General features: G+C 70.0%; 21 protein-coding genes. 12 read left to right on the forward strand and 9 right to left on the reverse strand.

The window, feature by feature from the left end; translation table 11 throughout:
* Nucleotides 1–37: 37 nt before the first annotated feature.
* The gene (eat, locus tag PKE44_RS04045) at nucleotides 38–1,459 is read right to left on the reverse strand and encodes an ethanolamine permease (RefSeq protein ID WP_324548400.1); all 1,422 of its coding nucleotides are present in this window, start codon (nucleotides 1,457–1,459) and stop codon (nucleotides 38–40) included.
* A 305-nt stretch (nucleotides 1,460–1,764) separates the two neighbouring features.
* On the opposite strand from eat, the gene PKE44_RS04050 reads away from it, so the two are divergent.
* The 3 genes from PKE44_RS04050 to pip all read left to right on the forward strand — a co-directional run bounded on the left by PKE44_RS04050 (nucleotide 1,765) and on the right by pip (nucleotide 4,474).
* The gene (locus tag PKE44_RS04050; RefSeq protein ID WP_324548401.1) at nucleotides 1,765–2,574 is read left to right on the forward strand and encodes an ABC transporter permease; all 810 of its coding nucleotides are present in this window, start codon (nucleotides 1,765–1,767) and stop codon (nucleotides 2,572–2,574) included.
* A 280-nt stretch (nucleotides 2,575–2,854) separates the two neighbouring features.
* Nucleotides 2,855–3,319, forward strand: coding sequence for a cache domain-containing protein (locus tag PKE44_RS04055; protein ID WP_324548402.1), 465 nt, complete (start codon nucleotides 2,855–2,857; stop codon nucleotides 3,317–3,319).
* Between the two features lie 114 nt (nucleotides 3,320–3,433).
* Nucleotides 3,434–4,474: a prolyl aminopeptidase gene (gene pip, locus PKE44_RS04060; RefSeq protein ID WP_324548403.1), complete on the forward strand. Its 1,041-nt coding sequence runs from the start codon at nucleotides 3,434–3,436 to the stop codon at nucleotides 4,472–4,474.
* 93 nt (nucleotides 4,475–4,567) lie between these two features.
* On the opposite strand, the gene PKE44_RS04065 is transcribed toward pip, so the two are convergent.
* The 7 genes from PKE44_RS04065 to PKE44_RS04095 form a co-directional block, all read right to left on the reverse strand.
* The gene (locus PKE44_RS04065; RefSeq protein WP_324548408.1) at nucleotides 4,568–5,029 is read right to left on the reverse strand and encodes a bacteriohemerythrin; all 462 of its coding nucleotides are present in this window, start codon (nucleotides 5,027–5,029) and stop codon (nucleotides 4,568–4,570) included.
* Nucleotides 5,030–5,217: 188 nt separating this feature from the next.
* Complete coding sequence (gene pqqE, locus PKE44_RS04070; protein ID WP_324548409.1) at nucleotides 5,218–6,354, reverse strand: pyrroloquinoline quinone biosynthesis protein PqqE; 1,137 nt, start codon at nucleotides 6,352–6,354, stop codon at nucleotides 5,218–5,220.
* Entirely contained in the window at nucleotides 6,326–6,589 is a 264-nt protein-coding gene (gene pqqD / locus PKE44_RS04075; protein WP_324548410.1) for a pyrroloquinoline quinone biosynthesis peptide chaperone PqqD, read from the reverse strand. The genes pqqE and pqqD overlap by 29 nt, the downstream gene beginning before the upstream one ends.
* Nucleotides 6,586–7,329 carry a pyrroloquinoline-quinone synthase PqqC gene (gene pqqC, locus PKE44_RS04080; protein ID WP_324548411.1) on the reverse strand — a complete coding sequence of 248 codons (744 nt, stop codon included), beginning with the start codon at nucleotides 7,327–7,329 and terminating at the stop codon, nucleotides 6,586–6,588. Before pqqC ends, pqqD begins: the two co-directional genes overlap by 4 nt.
* Nucleotides 7,326–8,237, reverse strand: a complete 912-nt coding sequence (pqqB, locus tag PKE44_RS04085; RefSeq protein WP_324548412.1) for a pyrroloquinoline quinone biosynthesis protein PqqB — start codon at nucleotides 8,235–8,237, stop codon at nucleotides 7,326–7,328. Before pqqB ends, pqqC begins: the two co-directional genes overlap by 4 nt.
* Before the next feature lie 150 nt (nucleotides 8,238–8,387).
* Nucleotides 8,388–8,462: a pyrroloquinoline quinone precursor peptide PqqA gene (gene pqqA / locus PKE44_RS04090; RefSeq protein WP_324548424.1), complete on the reverse strand. Its 75-nt coding sequence runs from the start codon at nucleotides 8,460–8,462 to the stop codon at nucleotides 8,388–8,390.
* Between the two features lie 612 nt (nucleotides 8,463–9,074).
* Complete coding sequence (locus PKE44_RS04095) at nucleotides 9,075–11,135, reverse strand: sigma-54-dependent Fis family transcriptional regulator (protein WP_324548413.1); 2,061 nt, start codon at nucleotides 11,133–11,135, stop codon at nucleotides 9,075–9,077.
* Between the two features lie 374 nt (nucleotides 11,136–11,509).
* Here PKE44_RS04095 and pedF point away from each other — a divergent pair, with 374 nt between their 5' ends.
* The 4 genes from pedF (at nucleotide 11,510) to ruvA (ending at nucleotide 14,039) form a co-directional block, all read left to right on the forward strand.
* Nucleotides 11,510–11,941, forward strand: coding sequence for a cytochrome c-550 PedF (gene pedF / locus PKE44_RS04100; RefSeq protein WP_324548414.1), 432 nt, complete (start codon nucleotides 11,510–11,512; stop codon nucleotides 11,939–11,941).
* Nucleotides 11,942–12,166: 225 nt separating this feature from the next.
* On the forward strand, nucleotides 12,167–12,910 hold the full coding sequence (locus tag PKE44_RS04105; protein WP_324548415.1) for a YebC/PmpR family DNA-binding transcriptional regulator: 744 nt from the start codon (nucleotides 12,167–12,169) through the stop codon (nucleotides 12,908–12,910).
* A gap of 17 nt (nucleotides 12,911–12,927) precedes the next feature.
* Entirely contained in the window at nucleotides 12,928–13,428 is a 501-nt protein-coding gene (gene ruvC / locus PKE44_RS04110) for a crossover junction endodeoxyribonuclease RuvC (protein WP_324548416.1), read from the forward strand.
* Nucleotides 13,425–14,039: a Holliday junction branch migration protein RuvA gene (gene ruvA / locus PKE44_RS04115; RefSeq protein WP_324548417.1), complete on the forward strand. Its 615-nt coding sequence runs from the start codon at nucleotides 13,425–13,427 to the stop codon at nucleotides 14,037–14,039. Before ruvC ends, ruvA begins: the two co-directional genes overlap by 4 nt.
* A 17-nt stretch (nucleotides 14,040–14,056) precedes the next feature.
* Here the strand turns inward: ruvA and PKE44_RS04120 are convergent, their stop codons facing one another.
* On the reverse strand, nucleotides 14,057–14,299 hold the full coding sequence (locus PKE44_RS04120; protein ID WP_324548418.1) for a sulfurtransferase TusA family protein: 243 nt from the start codon (nucleotides 14,297–14,299) through the stop codon (nucleotides 14,057–14,059).
* A gap of 452 nt (nucleotides 14,300–14,751) precedes the next feature.
* On the opposite strand from PKE44_RS04120, the gene ruvB reads away from it, so the two are divergent.
* The 5 genes from ruvB to PKE44_RS04145 all read left to right on the forward strand — a co-directional run.
* The gene (gene ruvB / locus PKE44_RS04125; protein WP_324548419.1) at nucleotides 14,752–15,783 is read left to right on the forward strand and encodes a Holliday junction branch migration DNA helicase RuvB; all 1,032 of its coding nucleotides are present in this window, start codon (nucleotides 14,752–14,754) and stop codon (nucleotides 15,781–15,783) included.
* A gap of 8 nt (nucleotides 15,784–15,791) precedes the next feature.
* Nucleotides 15,792–17,231 carry an ATP-binding protein gene (locus PKE44_RS04130; protein ID WP_324548420.1) on the forward strand — a complete coding sequence of 480 codons (1,440 nt, stop codon included), beginning with the start codon at nucleotides 15,792–15,794 and terminating at the stop codon, nucleotides 17,229–17,231.
* 115 nt (nucleotides 17,232–17,346) lie between these two features.
* Nucleotides 17,347–17,688 (forward strand): hypothetical protein, encoded by a 342-nt coding sequence (locus PKE44_RS04135; protein WP_324548421.1) that lies wholly within the window; start codon nucleotides 17,347–17,349, stop codon nucleotides 17,686–17,688.
* A gap of 1 nt (nucleotide 17,689) precedes the next feature.
* A complete protein-coding gene (locus tag PKE44_RS04140) occupies nucleotides 17,690–19,051 on the forward strand; it encodes a sigma 54-interacting transcriptional regulator (protein WP_324548422.1) in 1,362 nt (453 codons plus the stop codon).
* 226 nt (nucleotides 19,052–19,277) lie between these two features.
* Nucleotides 19,278–20,045 (forward strand): AAA family ATPase (locus PKE44_RS04145; RefSeq protein ID WP_324548423.1); only part of this gene is annotated, 768 nt, incomplete at its 3' end.

Raw genomic sequence — 20,045 nt, forward strand, 5'->3', positions numbered from 1 at the left:
GCGTCCCGGGCGCGTTCGCCCGGCCGCACCGCACGCGCTAGTCGGCCGCCGGCACGGCCTGCAGCAGCGTGTCGTCGTGCGCCGCGGCGCGCTGGCCGGCGGTCAGCCGGAAGTACAGATAGCCGAGCACGAGCAGGCCGGCGAACAGCGCGGCGATCTGCGGGTTGAACCAGATCATCGTCAGCAGGCAGAGCGCGGCGAGCGCGAAGGCGATGCCCGGCAGCAGCGGGTACAGCGGCGCGCGGAACGGCCGCGGCAGCGCGGGCTCGAGCCGGCGCAGCCGGAACAGGCTGGCCATGCTGACCAGATACAGCACGATCGCGCCGAACACCGACATCGTGACGATGTTGGCGGTCAGCGTCTGGCCGCCGAAGCTGACCAGTTCGTCGGAGAAGATCGCGGCGATGCCGACCACGCCGCCGGCGAGGATCGCGCGGTGCGGGGTGTGGAAGCGCGGGTGCACCTGCGCGAGCCAGCGCGGCAGGTAGCCGGCGCGCGCCTGCGCGTAGATCTGGCGCGAGTAGCCCATGATGATGCCGTGGAAGCTCGCGATCAGCCCGAACAGGCCGATCCACACCAGCATGTGCAGCCAGCCCGAGTTTTCGCCGACGATCACCTTCATCGCCTGCGGCAGCGGATCGTTGATGTTCGAGAGCTTCGTCCAGTCTCCGGTCGCGCCGGCGAACAGCATGACGCCGTAGGCGAGCACGAGCAGCGTCAGGATGCCGGCGATGTAGGCGATCGGGATCGTGCGCGTCGGCTCGATGGCCTCCTCGGCGGCCATCGCCGCGCCCTCGATCGCGAGGAAGAACCAGATCGCGAACGGGATCGCCGCGACGATGCCGGCGACCGAGCCCCAGGTGAAGCTGTCGGCCCCGGCCCAGCCGCCGGCCGTGAAGTTCGCGAGCGAGAAGCCCGGCGCGACCACGCCCATGAACACCAGCAGCTCGACGATCGCGATCACGGTCACGAACAGCTCGAAGGTCGCCGCGATCTGCACGCCGAGGATGTTCAGCGTCATGAAGATCACGTAGGCCCCGACCGCGGCGGTCCTGGCATCGAGCCCCGGGAACTGCACGTTCAGGTAGGCGCCGATCGCCATCGCGATCGCCGGCGGGGCGAACACGAACTCGACCAGCGTCGCCGCACCGGCCAGATACCCGCCGGCCGGGCCGAAGGCGCGGCGCGCATACGCGAACGGGCCGCCGGCGTGCGGGATCGCCGTGGTCAGCTCGGTGAAGCTGAAGATGAAGCACGCGTACATCAGCGCGACCAGCGTCGAGGTGACGAGGAAGCCGAGCGTGCCGGCGCTGGCCCAGCCGTAGCTCCAGCCGAAGTATTCACCGGAGATCACGAGACCGACGGCGATGCCCCAGAGCTGCCAGGGGCCGAGGGTGCGCTCCAGCGACGCGGGGCCGCTGGCGGGGGAGGACGGATGACGCGGCGTGGGGCTCGACATGATGCGGCAGACTCCCGGGGGCGGGTGGGGAACGGGATGCGCGGCGTCCGCAGGCGGTTGCGGATGCTGCGATGCAGCGATACAAGCCCGATGCCATCGGCGCACACGGCCCCCAAGTCGCTGATCGGTCGTGTGCGGCTTGTTCATGTTGGCCGGCCAGCGTCAAGGCTCCTGACAGCTGCGCCCGCCGGCGGGGCGGCTGCACCGGTGCGGGTCGTGGCGCAGGCGCCGGGGTTCGCGGGCGTTTCCGCAGGCGTTTAAGCTGCGCGGCATCCTTTCCCAGCGCTGCCGAGGCCCGTCCGCCGATGACCCCCGCCCACGCCCTGCTCGCGCTCAACGCCGTTGCCGGCCGCGAAGTCGCGAAGTTCTGCCGCCAGTACGGGCGGCTGTTCTCGTCGCTGGTGCGCCCGAGCCTGTGGCTGATCGTGTTCGCCGCCGGTTTCCAGAACGTGTTCGGCGTCGCGATCATCCCGCCCTACGACACCTACATCGAATACCGCGTCTACATCGCGCCGGGCCTGCTCGGCATGGTGCTGCTGTTCAACGGCATGCAGTCGAGCCTGGCGATGGTCTACGATCGCGAGATGGGCATGATGCGGCTGCTGCTGACCGCGCCGCTGCCGCGCTGGTGGCTGCTGTTCTGCAAGCTCGCGGCCGGCACGCTGCTGTCGGTGCTGCAGGCCTATGCCTTCCTGCTGGTGGCGGCGGCCTTCGGCGTCGAGATTCCGGCCGGCGGCTGGCTGGCGGTGCTGCCGGCGCTCGCGGCCGGCGGGCTGATGCTCGGCGCGCTCGGGCTGCTGCTGTCGGTGTACGTGAAGCAGCTCGAAAACTTCGCCGGCACGATGAATTTCGTGATCTTCCCGATGTTCTTCATTTCCTCGGCGCTGTACCCGCTGTGGAAGCTGCGCGAATCGGGCGCCGAGATCGTCTGGCACATCGCCCGGTGGAACCCGTTCACGCATGCGGTCGAGCTGATCCGCTACGCGCTGTACGGGCGCTTCGAGCCACTGGCCTGCACAGTCGTGCTCGGCAGCGCGGCGCTGTTCTTCATCGCGGCTACGCTGGGCTACGACCCGCAGCGGGGGCTGCTGAAGCGCAGCGGCCGGCCGGGCTGAGGCCGCGATACGCCAGACGGCGCGCAGCCTGTGCCGGATGGCGTACCGATTCCGTGACAGGGCGGCTGTGACGCCGCTCGGACAGCGGTTTCGCCCCGGTCGCGGGCCATGTCAAATCAGCGTCTTGCTGTCAATGGCTTGCTCCTTGCTATGGGTCAGTGCAGTCGCTGGGGCGCCGCGCGAGGCTTGCAGACGCGGCGTTCCGCGCACCCTTCCGTTGCCCGTCAGCGGCACATTCCAAACAAGCTTCGACAAGCTTCAGACCGGAGGAGAAAGCTCCATGAAATTCATCAGGATCCTGACGGCCCTGTTCACGACCGCGCTGCTGGCCTTCAGCTCGACCAGCGCCCACGCCTGGGCGACCGAGAAGGACGCGCTGGCGCTGCTGGAACAGGCCGTCGCCGAGATCAAGGACAAGGGTGTCGATGCCGCGCTCGCCGAGTTCAACAATCCGAAGGGCAAGTTCGTGAAGGGCGAGCTGTACGTGTTCGCGTTCGACATGGAGGGCACCTACAAGGCCAACGGCCAGAATCCCGCTCTGGTCGGCAAGCCGGCCCGTGACCTCGTCGATGTCGCCGGCAACCCGGTGGTCGCGACCATGCTCGACATCGCCAAGAACAAGGGCGAGGGCGAGGTCGAGTACATGTGGCTGAACCCGAAGGTCAACAAGCTGCAGCGCAAGATGTCGCACATCAAGGTCGTCAACGGCCTGATCGTCGGCGTCGGTCACTATTTCGTGAACTGAGCCGTGAACTGATCCGTGAGCGGAGCGGCCTTCCTGCCGCTGCGTCGTCACGACGGGACTTTCTGCAGGCACACGCCGGCCGGCTGCGGCCGGCGTGCGGCCGGAGGGCGAACCTTGGACAGCTGCCTGTTTCCGCCCTGCGAGCCGTACGCGGTGCATGCCCTCGCCGTCGGCGAGGGCCATGTGCTGCACGTGGAGGAATGCGGCACGCCCGACGGGCTGCCGGTGATCTTCCTGCACGGTGGCCCGGGTTCGGGCTGCAATCCGCTGCAGCGGCGGCTGTTCGATCCGGCGCGCTGGCGCATCGTGCTGGTCGATCAGCGCGGGGCCGGGCGTTCGCTGCCGGCCGGCTGCATCGAACACAATTCGACCGCCGACCTGCTCGGCGATCTCGAACGCATCCGCTTTGCGCTCGGCATCGACCGCTGGGTCGTCGCCGGCGGCTCCTGGGGGGCGACGCTCGGCCTGCTGTACGCCGAGGCCTTTCCGGACAGCACGCTCGGGCTGCTGCTGCGCGGCACCTTCCTCGCGCGCCCGCGCGACATCGCCTGGTATTACCGCGCCGATGGCGTGGCGCTGCGCTTTCCGAGCGCCTGGCGGGCCTTCGTCGGCCATCTCGACGAGACCGAGCGCCGTGACCTGCTGACCAGTTACTACCGGCGCCTGACCTCGTCGGACCCGGAGGTCGTCGCGCGGGCCGCCACCGCCTGGGCGGGCTGGGACAACGCCGTCGCGACCTGGACGCTGCCGCCCGATCGCGAGCCGCAGCTGCCACCCGATCCGCTGCGGCGCATCGCGCAGGCGCGCATCGCCGCGCACTACCTGCATCACGCCTGCTTCATCGTGCCGAACCGGGTGCTCGCCAACGCCCATCGTCTCGACGGCATCCCCGGCATCCTGCTGCACGGCGAGCTCGATCGCGTCTGCCCGATCGTGCAGGCCGAGGCCCTCGGGGCGGTATGGCCGGATGCGGAGCTGGTGCGCCTGCCGAAGGCCGGGCATCTGCTCGCCGAGCCGCCGATGCTGGCGGCCTGGGTCGAGGCGGCCGCACGGCTGTACGAGGCCGTGGCACCGGCGGCTGATCGCGGCCGGCCGGCCTCGCTGTTCACCTGCTTCGCCGATGTCGGCGAGCAGGTCAGCATCGACGCCGGCTGAAACGCAACGACGCCGGCAGGCCGGCGTCGTGTTCAGCGGGTTCCGGACAGCGCGCCCGGTGCGGGCCCTCTTCCGGGCTTCAGTTGCGGAGCTTCACTTCCAGAACTTCTTCAGCCACGAGCCCTTCAGCCACGAGCGCTGCGCGCCACGGCTCAGGAAGTGCTCCGAGTACTGCTTGTCTTCCTTCAGGATGTGATAGGTCAGCCACTTGTGCAGGAACTCCATGAGTTCGGTGCGCGAGACGCGACCTTCCACGTTGAGCTGCTGGCGGAAGTCGAGCACCATCTGGATCAGGTCCTCGTGGTGCTGGCGGTGCGAGTCGTAGTCGGGGTAGCCGAGGATGCGCATCAGGCTTTCCTCGACCACGAAGTGCGTCTCGGTGTAGCGGATCAGCTTGTCCAGGGCTTCGTGCACGGTCTCCTTCGCGGAGCCGTGGCTCAGCAGGTGCACGTTCAGCTCATTGACCAGCTGCACCAGATACTTGTGCTGCTCGTCGATCTCCTGGATGCCGACGGAAAGCTCGTCGCTCCATTCGATGTAATTCGGAATGCTCATGTGGCCGACTCTCTCCGGTGGTCGCTTGATGGTCCGGTGCCGCGGCGCGCGGTTCGGAAGATGCGAAACGTAGCCGGCACCGGACCTCGGCGGGCTGATGCAGGTCAGCCGCCCCGGGGCGGCTGATCCGTCGGACACCGAGTATTACATTCAGTTTATTTTTCGCCAGTGGCGAGGGCGCCGGACGCTCAGGCTTCGCCGTGCAGGCGACGGACGCTGCGCGGATTGCGGAACACCAGCGGCCGTTCGGACGGCGTCGCCGCGGCCTGTTCGATCGCGGCCAGCACGCGGCCGTGCTCGGGCGACTTGCTGCAGACCGGATCGGCGTTCTCGGGGTCGCCGGTCAGCAGGAAGGCCTGGCAGCGGCAGCCGCCGAAGTCCTTTTCCTTCTCGTCGCAGGAGCGGCAGGGTTCCTTCATCCAGCCGTAGCCGCGGAAGCGGTTGAAGCCGGGGGATTCCTTCCAGATCCATTCGACCGAGTGATCGCGCACGTTCGGGAAGCTCAGGCCCGGCAGCTCGCGCGCCGAGTGACAGGGCAGTGCGGTGCCATCGGGGGCGACGGTCAGGAACACCTTGCCCCAGCCGTTCATGCAGGCCTTCGGCCGGTCCTCGAAGTAGTCGGGCACGACGTAGTAGATCTTCATGCGGCCCTTCATGTCGGCCTGCCAGCGGTGCGCGACCGCTTCGGCGCGCACGAGCTGCTCGCGCGTCGGCAGCAGCCGGTCGCGGTTGACCCAGGCCCAGCCGTAGTACTGCGTGGTCGCGAGCTCGACGTAGTCGGCACCGAGCTGTGCCGCCAGCGTCAGGATCGCGTCCATCGAGTCGGTGTTGTCGCGGTGCAGCACGAAGCAGAGCACCATCGGGTAGCCGGCGGCCTTGACCGCGCGCGCGATCTCCAGCTTGTGCCGGAAGGCATCGGTGCCGGCGAGGTGGTTGTTGAGCTCCTCGGTGCTCGCCTGGAAGCTCACCTGGATGTGATCGAGTCCGGCCGCGTGCAGGCGCTCGATGCGTGTCGCGTCGAGGCCGAGTCCGGAGGTGATCAGGTTCGTGTAGTAACCGAGCCGGCGCGCCTCGGCGACGATCTCCTCGAGGTCGGTGCGCGTCGCCGGCTCGCCGCCGGAAAGCCCGAGCTGGGCCGCCCCCATCGCCCGGGCCTCGCGCAGCACGCGCTTCCAGGTCTCGGTGTCGAGCTCCTCGCGCACCGCCGTGTAGTCGAGCGGGTTCGAGCAGTACGGGCACTGCAGCGGACAGGCGTAGGTCAGCTCGGCGAGCAGCCACAGCGGCCGTGACGGTACTTCAGGCGGAACGTAACCAGCCGCGCTCATCGGCGACCTCCAGGAACTGGCGCACGTCGGCGGCGAGATCGGCGCCGGGATACTTCGCTTCGAGGGCCGCGACGATGCCGTCGGCATCGAGGCTGCCGTCACAGAGTTCGAGCACGGCAGCGGCGGAAGGGTTGAGCTGCACCATGCCTTCCGGATACAGCAGCACGTGACAGCTTTGCGCCGGCTCCCACTGCAGGCGGTAGCCGGGCGCGATGCGAAGGCGCGCGCCGCTCATGCCGGAACCGCCGGGGCTTCGCAGCCGGTGAACGGCGGCAGCTCGGCGACGTAGGCCATCCACATCGCATCGCACATCGTCCACAGCACTTCGAGCTTGAAGCGCAGGATCTCGAGCGCGCGTTCCTGCTGGAGGCGGCTCGCGAAGTGCTCCAGCGTGATCGCGAGGCCGTGCTGCACGTCGCGGTGCGCCTCGGTCAGGCGGTTGCGGAAGTACTGCAGGCCCTCGGGCTCGATCCACGGGTAGCGGTCCGGCCAGTGGTTCAGGCGCTGGCGGTGGATGGTCGGCGCGAACAGTTCGGTCAGCGACGAGCAGGCGGCCTCCTGCCAGCTCGCCGAACGCGCGAAGTTCACGTAGGCATCGACTGCGAAGCGCACGCCCGGCAGCACCAGGCGCTGCGACTCGATGGTCTCGCGATCGAGGCCGCAGGCGATGCCGAGCCGCGTCCAGGCCTCGATGCCGCCTTCCTGCGCGTCGTTGCCGTCGTGATCGACGATGCGCTGGATCCAGCGCCGGCGCGTGTCGCGGTCCGGGCAGTTGGCGAGGATCGCCGCATCCTTGCGCGGGATGCTGATCTGGTAGTAGTAGCGGTTCGCGACCCAGCCCTGGATCTGCTCGCGGCTCAGCTGCCCCTCGTGCATGCGCACGTGGTAGGGGTGGTGGATGTGGTACAGGCTGCCGAGGCCGCGCAGGCGCGCCTCGAATTCCTCACGGCTCCAGGCCGGCGCTTGCGTGCTCATAGTTCGAAATCCATCCCGTCGTAAGCCACTTCGATGCCGTGCGCGGCCAGTTCGGCGCGCTCGGGCCCGTCCTCGACGAGGATCGGGTTGGTGTTGTTGATGTGGATCAGCACCTTGCGGCCGCGATACGGCGCCAGCGCCCGGATCATGCCGTCCTCGCCGGACTGCGGCAGATGGCCCATCTCGCGCGCGAACTTGTGCACGATGCCGTGGCGGATCATCTCGTCCTCGGTCCAGAAGGTGCCGTCGACCAGCAGCAGGTCGGCCTGTTCGAGGTAGGGCAGGAGGTGGTCTTCGATTTCGCCGAGGCCGGGCGCGTAGAAAAGCCTGCCGCCGCTGCGGGTGTCCTCGATGAACACACCGACGTTGTCACCGGGATGCGGGTCATGGCGGTGCGGCGAGTACGGCGGCGCCTTGCTCGCCAGCGCGACGGTGCGGATCACGAGCCCTGCGGCACCGGGAATCGTGAACGCCGCGCCATCGAGCGGCAGTTCGTGCACTTCGGTGCCGCAGTAGTGTTCGAGCACCTTCAGCAGCGGCAGGCCGGTGGAGAGGTCCTGCTGCGCCGGCGCGCTCAGGTACACCGGCAGCCGGCGCGTGTGTTCACGCAGCATCAGCAGGCCGGTGGCGTGGTCGATCTGGCTGTCGATCAGCAGGACCGCGCAGATGCCGGTGTCACGGATGCCGCGGTTCGGCTGCATCGGCGCGAAGGCCGCGAGCTGGGCGCGGATGTCGGGCGAGGCGTTGAACAGGATCCAGTCCGTGCCGTCGGCACTGACCGCGATCGAGGACTGCGTGCGTGCCGTCGCCCGCAGCGTGCCGGCACGGTAGCCGGCGCAGTTCGCGCAGTTGCAGTTCCACTGCGGAAAACCGCCGCCGGCGCCGGCGCCGAGGACGTGGATGTGCATGTCGGTGTCCCGTGGGTGGTCGGGCAGGGCGGTGCGGTGGGCCGCACTCTCGGGAGAGGGATGGCCGGGCGGGCAGCGGCACTGCCGGTCCTGGGCCGAATGAAAACGCCGGCCCGGAAGGTGGCCCGGGCCGGCGTCGGGCGGATCAGCTCAGCGATTGGCGATGTACATCGTCACTTCGAAGCCGAAACGCATCTCGGTGAACTCGGGCTTGCTCCACTGCATGGTGATCTCCTCGGTGATCGGGGGTCGTGATTGGGGTTCTGGGTCCGGCGACTGCCGCCCGGCAGTTTTAGCACGTCGCATGCCAGCCGGTCAGCCGCGGAAGCCCGATCAAAAATGCATGGAAGGTCAAAGGTTTATTTCGAATCATGCGACGTTTGTCGTTGTGCGCTCGCAGCATCCGGACCGTCCGGGCGGACAGAAGCGCCGGCCGGCGGGACAGAGTGTGTCAGTCGAGGCACGCCGGCGCCCTGCGGGCGGTGCCGGGAGGCGGGCGTGGGAAGACGCGCAAAAAAACGGGCGACCGTGTCGTTCGGTCGCCCCAAGAGTCCCGGATCGCGGGGGTCAAGCGAGGAGGAGTGCGAGCCCCGGCGCTGGAGGTCGGCCGACACCGGAAAGGGGGGCGGTGCCGGCACGGCGTCAGAACTCGCAGTTTGAGTGTCAGCAATGTGCATGCCAGCCAGCGGGGAGCGGCCCGGAATGCGGGTTTGCGGCTGTCGCCAGCGGCCCGCCGCGGCCGGGGGCGGGGGTGGTGTCCCGGGAACGATGCGACGGTGTCCCGGCCGGTGTTCGAATCCGGGACGCCGGTACAGCAACAGGTCTGGGCGGGACTGCTCAGGACAGCGTCGGCGGCGTGATGCCGTGCTTCTTGAGCTTGCGATAGAGCGTGTTGCGCGACAGTCCGAGATCGCGTGCGGTGTTGGTCATGTTCCAGCGGTGGCGTTCCAGCTCGCGCAGCAGCGCGGCCTTCTCGGCACTCGCCAGCGAACCTTCCGGATCGGTCGCGGCGATCGTCTCGACCGGCGGCGACACGAGGCGCGGCGCCGCCTCGGCGGCGCCGGGGCCGGCCATGCCCGGAGCGCGGCCGAGTTCGGCGGGCAGGTCCTCGGGGCGGATCTCGGCGTCCTCGCACAGCGCGACGGCCGTGCGCAGGATGTTGCGCAGCTGGCGGATGTTGCCGGGCCACGGGTATTCGAGCAGCAGGTTGCGCGCCTCGAAGGACAGCTCGACCGGCTGGCCCTCGGCCTCGGCGGCGAGCACGCGCTCGATGACGATGGCGAGATCGGCGCGCTCGCGCAGCGCCGGCAGCGTCAGCACCAGACCGTTGAGGCGGTAGTAGAGGTCCTCGCGGAAGCTGCCGCTGGCAACGAGATCCGGCAGGTTGCGGTGCGTGGCGCTGATCACGTGCAGGTCGACCATGATCGGTGCCTCGCCGCCGAGCGGCACGACCTCGCGCTCCTCCAGCACGCGCAGCAGCCGCGTCTGCAGGTGCGCCGGCATGTCGCCGATCTCGTCGAGGAACAGCGTGCCGCCGTGCGCCTGCACGATCTTGCCGCGCATGCCTTCGCGGCGCGCGCCGGTGAAGGCGCCGGCCTTGTAGCCGAACAGTTCGGATTCGATCAGGTTTTCCGGGATCGACGCGCAGTTGATCGCGACGAAGGGCTTGTCGGCGCGGTCGCTGGCATCGTGCACGGCCTTGGCAAAGGCCTCCTTGCCGGTGCCGGTCTCGCCGTTGAGCAGGATCGTGACGTTGCGATCGACGACCTTGCGCGCGCAGCGCACGTTGTAGGCCATGGCCGGGTCCTCGCCGGCGAGGCCTTCGAGGTCCATGCGCGGCGCGATCACCGCGCTCATCGTGCGCCCGGGGGCGGGCGCGGTCTGCGGGGGGATTGCCGGGCGTGCCGCCGCGGTGCTGCGGCGTGCGGCGGGCATCGACATCGCCCCGCGTTCGAGGGCGCTCTCGGGGCCGCGCAGCATCGCGTAATAGCCGTGACCGCGGCGGTCGAGCAGCGGCCAGACGGTGGCGTGCACGCTGGCGCGGCCCATCAGCACGTCGAGGCTCAGGTCGAAGATGTCGGCGACGCGCAGGTGCATGAGTTCTTCGCGCGACAGGCCGCCGAGCTGGTTCAGCGCGCTCTGGTTGGCGCCGAGCACGCGGCCGTCGCCGTCGAAGGCGAGCAGGCCCTCGGCGATGACGCCGATGTACTCGGGCCGGGCGTGGAAGCGCAGCACCGAGGCCTGGCGGAAGTGGCGCTGGAACGCGCAGTTCTCGATGGTCTTGGCCGACATCGCCGCCAGCGCCAGCGCGTGGAACTGGCTCTGCTTGGAGTCACGCGAATTGACCGTGGACGCATCGAGCACGGCGAGCAGGTTGCCGGCCGGATCGAAGATCGGGGCGGCCGAGCAGCTCAGGCCGATGTGGCGGGCGAGGAAGTGCTCGTCGCGGTGCACGGTCACCGGCTGGCGCTCCATGACGCAGGTGCCGATGCCGTTGGTGCCCTCGTGGCGCTCGCTCCAGTCGGCGCCGAGCCACAGGCCGGCGCGCTGGAACATGCGCGCCAGGCCCGGCGAGGTCACGCAGTTGAGGATCACGCCGTCGGCATCGGTCAGGATGATCGCGCTGCCGGAGCCGGCGATCTGCTGGTACAGGCGGTCCATCTCGACGCGCGCCAGCTCGACGAAGTCCTGCAGTTTCTCCTGGCGCTGCGCAAGGGCCGGCCGGTCGAGCACCAGCGTGCCGCGCGGCAGGATCGGTTCGAGGCCATGGTTGGCGATGCAGCGCTCCCACGAGCGCGAGATCGCCGCGTCGGGGGCCGAGCGGCCAGCCCGGGCATCGCCGTCCCGGGCAACCGACAGCACGCGAGCGGCGTGCTGCGACGCAAGGCGGTCCAACATGCTCTCCTCCTCCGCCGCGCCGGGGGGCACGGCCTTGTCGTTGTGGGCGTATCGCCGGGCACGGCATTACGCCACGCGCGGTAAAACCTGATTCTAAACCCGTTTTCTGCCGCCCTGCGAAATGCTTGCCGGTGTGCGGAACAGCCGTGACCAGCCGTGACAGTGCGTACCGGAACTGTCACAGCCGGCCATGTGCCATCGCCGTCCGGCCGGGATGGCCGGGCCATTTGCAGGGGCTGAACGTGTTGTCCGTGCGCAAAAATGCTCTGGATCAATGATTTGGCCTTTGCATTTTGCTCATGGCACGCTCATTGCTGAATTGCGTGGCGTTCGAACACCCCCTCATCCCATAAGACCCGGAGGAGAGCTTGGCGATGATGAAGATCACGATGCGTGCAGGTCTGGTGCTGGCGACCCTGCTGACGGCGGCCACCGCCCACGCCCACGGCGACGTGACCCCGCAGGCGGTCGACACCACCGGGCTGGACCCGCTCGGCGACGAGAACTGGCGCGAGAGCAATCCGTACCGCGGCAACGAACTGGCGATCAAGATCGGCAAGTCGGCGTTCGCGCAGAACTGCGCGCGCTGCCATGGCATCGACGCGATCTCGGGCGGCATCGCGCCCGACCTGCGCAAGCTGGAAAAGGGCGCGCTCGGCGACGAATGGTTCCAGGAGCGCGTGCGCAACGGCGCCGTGCGCAACGGCGCCGTCTACATGCCGAAGTTCGCGAAGCCCGAAGGTGCGCTGTCGCAGGAAGCGCTGTGGGCGATCCGCTCCTGGCTCGACACGGTCGCGATCGACTGAACCACGGCTGAAAGCCTTGGGGGCGGGCGCGGCGGATGCCAGCGCGCCCCGAGCCGCCAGCGCCCCCGTCCGGCCGATCCGCCGGGCGGGGGCGCTGTCTTTAGGGCTCCGGCGTGCGGATTTCCGGGCGCCCGGAGGGCGGTGTTAGACTCGCGCCCCCGATTTTTCCGGCCGTCCCGGCACCGCCGCCGGCACGGCACACCGTATCTTCTGGAGACGCAGCGCATGGCCGGCCACAGCAAATGGGCGAACATCCAGCACCGCAAGGGCGCGCAGGACGCCAAGCGCGGCAAGCTGTTCACCCGCTTCATCCGCGAGATCACCATCGCCGCCCGCAGCGGGCTGCCGGACCCGGCCGCCAACCCGCGGCTGCGCCTGGCCGTCGACAAGGCGCTCGGCGCCAACATGTCCAAGGACACCATCGAGCGCGCGATCAAGCGCGGTGCCGGTGCCGATGACGGCTCGACGCTGGAGGAGATCCGCTACGAGGGCTACGGCCCGGGCGGCATCGCGGTGATGGTCGACTGCATGACCGACAACCGCAACCGCACGGTTGCCGAAGTGCGCCACGCCTTCTCGAAGTGCGGCGGCAACCTCGGCACCTCGGGCTCGGTGGCCTTCCAGTTCACCGAGACCGGCGTCATCAGCTACCCGGCCGGCACCGATCAGGAGAAGGTCATGGAGGTCGCGCTCGAGGCCGGTGCCGATGACCTCGTCGAGAACGAGGACGGCTCCTTCGACGTGCTGACCGCGCCCGATGCCTTCGCGGCCGTCCGGGAAGCGCTCGACGGTGCCGGACTCGTGGCCGAGAGCGCCGAGGTCACGATGCGCGCCGGCAACACCGTCGCGCTCGGCCTCGACGATGCGCGCAGCATGATCAAGCTGCTCGACATGCTCGAAGACCTCGACGACACGCAGAACGTCTATTCGAACGCCGACATCCCCGAAGCGGTGATGGCGCAGCTCTGAAGCCGGTTTCCGGCGCCATGCGCATCCTCGGCGTCGATCCCGGCTCGCGGCTGACCGGCTACGGCGTCATCGATGTCCACGGTCCGCGCGCCGTCTACGTCGACAGCGGCTGCATCCGCACGCCGGCCGGCGCGCTCGGCGAGCGGCTGTGCGCGATCCACCGCGGACTCGCCGAAATCCTGCGCGTGCATGCGCCGGCGGCCGCCGCCATCGAGCAGGTGTTCCTGCACCGCAACGCCGTCTCGGCCCTGAAACTCGGTCATGCGCGCGGCGTGGCGCTGCTCGCGCTCGCCGAGGCCGGGCTCGCGGTCGCCGAATACATGCCCTCGGTCGTCAAGCTCGCCGTGGTCGGCACCGGCCGCGCCGACAAGGAACAGGTGCAGCACATGGTCACCGCACTGCTGAAACTGCCGCGTGCGCCGCAGGCCGATGCCGCCGACGCGCTGGCCGTCGCGATCTGTCACGGCACGCAGCTGTTCGCGCAGGCGCGGCTCGCGGGCGCGGGGCAGGGGCGATGATCGGCCGGCTGCGCGGCCGGCTGATCCTCAGGCAGCCGCCGCTGCTGATGATCGAACTCGGCAACGGCCTCGCCTACGAGCTCGAAGCCTCGCTGTCGACCTGCTGCGCGCTGCCCGAGACCGGCGCCGAGGTCGTGCTGTACACGCATCTGGCCGTGCGCGAGGACGCACAGGTGCTCTACGGCTTCGGGACGCTCGCCGAGCGCACGCTGTTCCGCAACCTGATCAGGGTCACCGGCATCGGCGCGAAGCTCGCGCTGGTGATCCTCTCCGGCATGAGCGTCGATGCCTTCGCGCGCTGCCTGGAAGCCGGCGACGTGGCGACGCTGATCCGCCTGCCCGGCATCGGCCGCAAGACCGCCGAGCGGCTGGTGGTGGAGATGCGCGACCGCATCCAGTCGCTGGAACTCGGCGCCGAGTTCGCGCCGCGGCTGCCGGCGCGCGCGCCGGACGCACCTCCCGACCCGGTGCAGGATGCCGAGGCGGCGCTGGTCGCGCTCGGCTACAAGCCGGCCGATGCGACGCGCATGGTCCGGGCCGTGGCCGCCGACGGGCTGCCGAGCGAGGAGCTGATCCGCCGGGCGCTGGCGGCGACGCTGTCACGCGGCTGAGCGTTTCTGGGCAGTGCTCAGGCCTTGCGCAGCACGAACACGTAGTGGCCCCCGGATGATTCGGTGAATTCCAGCAGTTCGTGACCGAAGCGGTCGATGAACACGCGGAAATCGACGACGACGCTGCGGTCGGTCGCGAGGATGCGGATGCGCTCGCCGGACTCCATCTTCGCCATCGCCTGCTTGGTCTTCAGCAGCGGCAGCGGACAGAGCAGTCCGGTGAGATCGAGTACGGTTTCGGCGGCGGCAGGCGTATCCATGACCGTGCATTGTCCGCACAACGGCCGGCGCGCGCTACCGGTGACAGCGAAGCCCGGATGCGCAGGCCGGGGGAGCCCTGCCGCCACCGGCGCCGGCAGCGGGCGGCCTCGATGCGAATGACGGCGGAAGCAGGGCGGGCGGTGCGCGTGGTCGTCCACACCGCCGGCCTGCGCGCTGCAGCGCCTGCTTTCGCGATGCGTTTCATCCAGCCGTCATCGTTTCCACGCGGTCACGCTGTGACGATGGCTTGCCGGCCGGACGGATTTCAGGGATTCAGCGTCTTCGCGGGCGCACGGGCCGTGTCCGCGCCTTCCGGGTCGGTGACGCATGGCAGCAGCGGTGCGTGGCCCGGCTCTTGCTCTTACGATGGACGGCGCGACGCAAGTCGACGTTTTGCGCCATCTTGATCCGGACCCGTGTCCGTCCGGCTGCCGAGTGCCCCGAATCCGTCATGATCGAATCCGACCGCCTGATCTCCGCGGCTGCCAGTGCCGACGATGCGGCGATCGACCGCGCCATCCGCCCGAAGCGGCTCGCCGACTACGTCGGCCAGCAGGCGCTGCGCGAGCAGCTCGAAATCTTCATCCATGCCGCGCGCCGCCGGCGCGAGGCGCTCGATCACGTGCTGCTGTTCGGCCCGCCCGGACTCGGCAAGACCACGCTCGCGCACATCATCGCCGCCGAGATGGGCGTGAACCTGCGCAGCACCTCCGGACCGGTGCTGGAGAAGCCCGGTGACCTCGCGGCGCTGCTGACCAACCTCGAACCCTACGATCTGCTGTTCGTCGACGAGATCCACCGCATGTCGCCGGTGGTCGAGGAAGTCCTGTATCCGGCGATGGAGGACTACCAGATCGACATCCTGATCGGCGAGGGCCCGGCCGCCCGCTCGATCAAGCTCGACCTGCCGCCGTTCACGCTGGTCGGCGCGACCACGCGCGCCGGCCTGCTGACCAGCCCGCTGCGCGACCGCTTCGGGATCGTGCACCGGCTGGAGTTCTACACGACCGCGGAACTCACGCAGATCGTCGGCCGCTCGGCCGGCATCCTCGGCGTGCCGACCGATGACGACGGCGCCGGCGAGATCGGCCGGCGCTCGCGCGGCACGCCGCGCATCGCCAACCGGCTGCTGCGCCGCGTGCGCGACTACGCCGAGGTCAGGGCCGGCGGCCACATCACGCAGGACATCGCCCGCGCGGCGCTGGCGATGCTGAAGGTCGACGAACAGGGCTTCGACGACATGGACCGCCGGCTGCTCGGCCTGCTGCTCGACAAGTTCGGCGGCGGCCCGGTCGGGCTCGACACGCTGGCCGCCGCGCTCGGCGAGGAGCGCGGCACGATCGAGGACGTGCTCGAACCCTTCCTGATCCAGCAGGGCTTCCTGATGCGCACGCCGCGCGGGCGCACCGCGACCGCGCACGCCTACCGGCACTTCGGCCTGCTGCCCCCGGGCGGCGCCGACCTGTTCGACGCACCGGTCTGAGCACGCGCATGGCCGTGACCCGACATGGCGGCCAGCGCTGGCCGGGATCCCTGCGCAGCCTGATCATCGCCGGCTTCCTGCTGGCGCTGACGCCGCCGCTCGCCGCGCTCGGCTGGGCGGCGTACACGCTCAATTCCCTGGTCGCCGAGGTCGATGCCGGGCTGGAAACGGCAGTCGCCGCAGCCCGCTACGGCCGCGGTCTGGTCGCCGATGTCACCGAGCTGCAGCGCTCGGCACGGCACTGGAACGTGCTGCAGTCCGACACGCTGCTCGACACCTACCGCGAGCGGCGCAAGCGCGTCGACGAGACGCTCGGCCAGCTGCGGGCGCTCGCGCTCGACCCCGAACGCGTGCAGCGCCTCGAACGTCTGGCGGCGGCGCTGCCGGTCGGTGACGGTCCGCCGGTCGGCGATGACGACGTGCTGACCGCGCAGCTCGCGCCGCTGGTCGCGCAGGCGGTCGACGTGCTGGAGCTCTCCGACGACGCGGTCGAGGGCGAGAGCGCGCGGCTGCGCGAGGTCACGGCCGAGGCCAACCGGCGCTTCGCGTCGCTGGCCGCGCTCGGGCTGATCGCCGGCAGCGGCTGTGCGCTGCTCGCCGGCGGCCTGATCGCACGGCCGACGCGCCAGCTCGCGCAGGCGATCCGGCGCCTCGGCGACGAGGATTTCACGACGCCGGTCAGCCTCGCCGGACCGCGCGACATCCAGCTGATCGGCGCGCGGCTCGACTGGCTGCGCAGCCGCCTCGGCGAGATCGACGCGCAGAAGCAGCGCTTCCTGCGCCATGTCTCGCACGAGCTGAAGACGCCGCTGACCGCGCTGCGCGAGGGCTCGGAGCTGCTGCGCGACGGTACGCTCGGGCCGCTGGCCGAGGACCAGCGCGAGGTCGCCGGCATCCTCGTCGACAACGCCCGGCGGCTGTCGACGCTGATCGAGGACCTGCTGAACTTCAACCGCCTGCTGGCGCGCACGCAGCAGCTCGAAGCGGGCACGGTGGCACTCGCCGCGCTGGTCGAGGAAGTCGCCGGCGCGCAACGCCTGGCCGCGCAGGCGCGCTGCGTCACGCTCGAGCTCGACGTGCCGGAGGGGCTCATCGTGCAGGCCGATCACGACAAGCTGCGCACGATCCTCGACAACCTGCTCTCCAACGCCCTGAAGTTCGCCCGGCGCGACGGCCGCATCGCACTGCGCGCCGGCCGCTATCCCGGCGGCGTCGCCGTCGAGGTCGAGGACGACGGTCCCGGCATCCCGGCCGAGGAGCGCGAGCGGGTGTTCGAGCTGTTCTTCCAGGGCAGCCACCAGCCGGATACCCCGGTGCGTGGCTCCGGTCTCGGCCTCGCCCTGGCCCGTGAATTCGCCCGCCTGCATGGGGGCGACCTGATCGTCGCCGATGGCCGCGGCAGTGGTGCCTGCCTGTGCCTGACGCTGCCGGCGACTGCACCACCGTAGCGCGCAAAAAAATCCGGCGGGCACCGGGACAGGACTCTTGAACCCCGGGGGATCGCCTACAAGTCGCGCCACGCCAAGGCTTTTTTTCTTCCACCACCCGCTCGGTGACCGCAACATGCGCCGCCACTCTCCGCCCCTCCTGCTCTGTCTGCTGGCCGTCCTCGGCACCGGCTGCGACACCCTCAACGGCATGACCGACAAGCCGCCCTCGGGCGACGAGGCGATCCTGCGCAAGCAACTGGTCGATGCCCGCAGCGTCGCCGACCGCGCCCGCGCCAGCGCCCGCAAGGCCGAGGCGCGCGCGACCGATCTCGGCAAGGACAAGGCCGATCTCGAAACCACCGTCGCGGAACTGCGCGCGCAGAACGAGCGACTGACTCAGGAGAATCTCGATCTGAAGCGCCGTCTGCAGGCGCTCGGCCGGATCGAATCCACGCTTTCCGACCAGGGCAAATGACGTGACCGACAAACGCTGCGACATCCTCGCGGTCGACGATGATCCCGATCTGCTGCGTCTGCTGGTCCTGCGCCTGAAGGCCGCCGGCTACGTCGTCGAAACCGCCACCAACGGTCAGGAAGCCCTGACCCAGCTCACGCTGTGCGCGCCGCGCCTGCTGATCACCGACCTGCGCATGCCGGGCATGGACGGCCTGGCGCTGTTCGACGCCGTGCGCAGCCAGCGTCCGGGGCTGCCGGTGATCATGCTGACTGCGCACGGCACGATTCCCGATGCCATCCAGGCCACGCGCGACGGCGTGTTCGGCTTCCTGCCGAAGCCCTTCGAGCCGGCCGAACTGCTCGCCGAGGTGCAGCGCGCGCTCGCGACCACGGCGCCGGCGCGCGGCAACCCCGCCGGCTGGCGCGCGGCGATCGTCACGCGCAGCCCGCGGCTCGAATCCGTGCTCGACGAGGCGCAGCTCGTCGCCAAGTCCGACGTCTCGGTGTTCGTGCACGGCGAGAGCGGCACCGGCAAGGAACTGCTGGCGCAGGCCATCCACAAGGCCAGCCCGCGCGCCACGCGGCCGTTCGTGCCGGTCAACTGCGGCGCGATCCCGTCCGAGCTGCTCGAATCCGAGCTTTTCGGCCACGTGAAGGGTGCGTTCACCGGCGCCAACACCGCGCACGACGGCCTGTTCGTCGCCGCGACCGGCGGCACGCTGTTCCTCGACGAGATCGGTGACCTGCCGCTGGCGATGCAGGCGAAGATCCTGCGCGCGCTGCAGGAGCGTCAGGTGCGCCCGGTCGGCTCGACCCGCAACGTCGAGGTCGATGTGCGCATCATCTCGGCCACGCACCGCGACCTCGACCAGCTCGTCGCCGACGGCAGCTTTCGCGAGGACCTCTACTACCGCCTGAACGTCGTCGAGCTGCGCCTGCCACCGCTGCGCGAGCGGCGCGAGGATGTGCCGCTGCTGGTCGAGCAGTTCCTCGCGCGGCTGGCCGAGAAGGCCGGCGAGGCGTCGAAGCGCTTCGCGCCCGAGGCGATGGAGATGCTGATTTCCTCCGACTGGCCCGGCAACGTCCGCCAGCTCGCCAACGTCGTCGAGCACTGCGTGGCGCTGTCGCCGTCGGCGGTGATCCCGGTGGCGCTGGTGCGCCGCGCGCTGCGCGACCGCAACACGCCGTTCCCGCCGCTGGAGGAGGCACGCGATGCCTTCGAGCACGACTATCTGGTGCGCGTGCTGCGCCTGACCCGCGGCGGCGTCACACAGGCCGCGCGGCTGGCCGGGCGCAACCGCACCGAGTTCTACCGGCTGCTCGCCCGCCACGGGCTGGAGCCGGCGCTGTTCAAGGCCGAGGCCGAGGACAGCGAGGACTGACCGCCATCCCGGCAGCGGCCTGCCGGCGCAGATCGCAACGACGGCGCACACGTCGGGGGACGGGGCCCCTCCGCACGCAGCACCGCTCGGGATCCGCAGCGCACCTGTCCGCCTGCATCACCGTCTGCATCCTTAGCTTCCGCCGGCCATTCCGGCCGCGCCGTGCGTGCTGCATCCGCACAACCGCAATCCCGCCCGTCCGGCGCCTCGGGTATCCTTGCCCGCCATGCGCCTGTCCCGGATACGCCTCGCCGGATTCAAGTCCTTCGTCGATCCCGTCACGGTCCACCTGCGTTCGAACCTCGTCGGCATCCTCGGCCCGAACGGCTGCGGCAAGTCCAACGTCATCGACGCCGTGCGCTGGGTGATGGGCGAATCGGCGGCCTCGCGCCTGCGCGGCGAGGCGATGAGCGACGTGATCTTCAGCGGTTCGGCGACGCGCAAGCCCGTCGGCCAGGCCAGCGTCGAACTGGTGTTCGACAACGCCGAAGGCCGCCTCGGCGGCGCCTGGGCGAGCTACGCCGAGATCTCGGTGCGCCGCCTCGTCAACCGCGACGGCACCAGCCAGTACTTCCTGAACGGCACGCGCTGCCGGCGGCGCGACGTGACCGAGCTGTTCCTCGGCACCGGCCTCGGGCCGCGCAGCTACGCGATCGTCGAGCAGGGCATGATCTCGCGCGTCATCGACGCCCGGCCCGAGGAACTGCGTGCCTTCCTCGAAGAGGCCGCCGGCATCTCGAAGTACAAGGAACGCCGGCGCGAGACCGAAACCCGCATCCGCCACACGCGCGAGAACCTCGACCGCCTCGCCGACGTGCGCGAGGAACTCGAGCGCCGCCTGCAGGTGCTGGCCCGGCAGGCGCGTGCCGCCGAGCAGTACCGGGCGCTGCGCGCCGGGGAGCGCGAGCTGAAGACCGGGCTGCTGGCACTGCGCTGGCAGGCGCTGGCCGCGGCCACCGCCGCGCTGGAGGCCGACGGCGCGCGGCTGGAAACC

This window comes from Plasticicumulans sp. (assembly GCF_035331805.1).
Classification (GTDB): domain Bacteria; phylum Pseudomonadota; class Gammaproteobacteria; order Competibacterales; family Competibacteraceae; genus Plasticicumulans.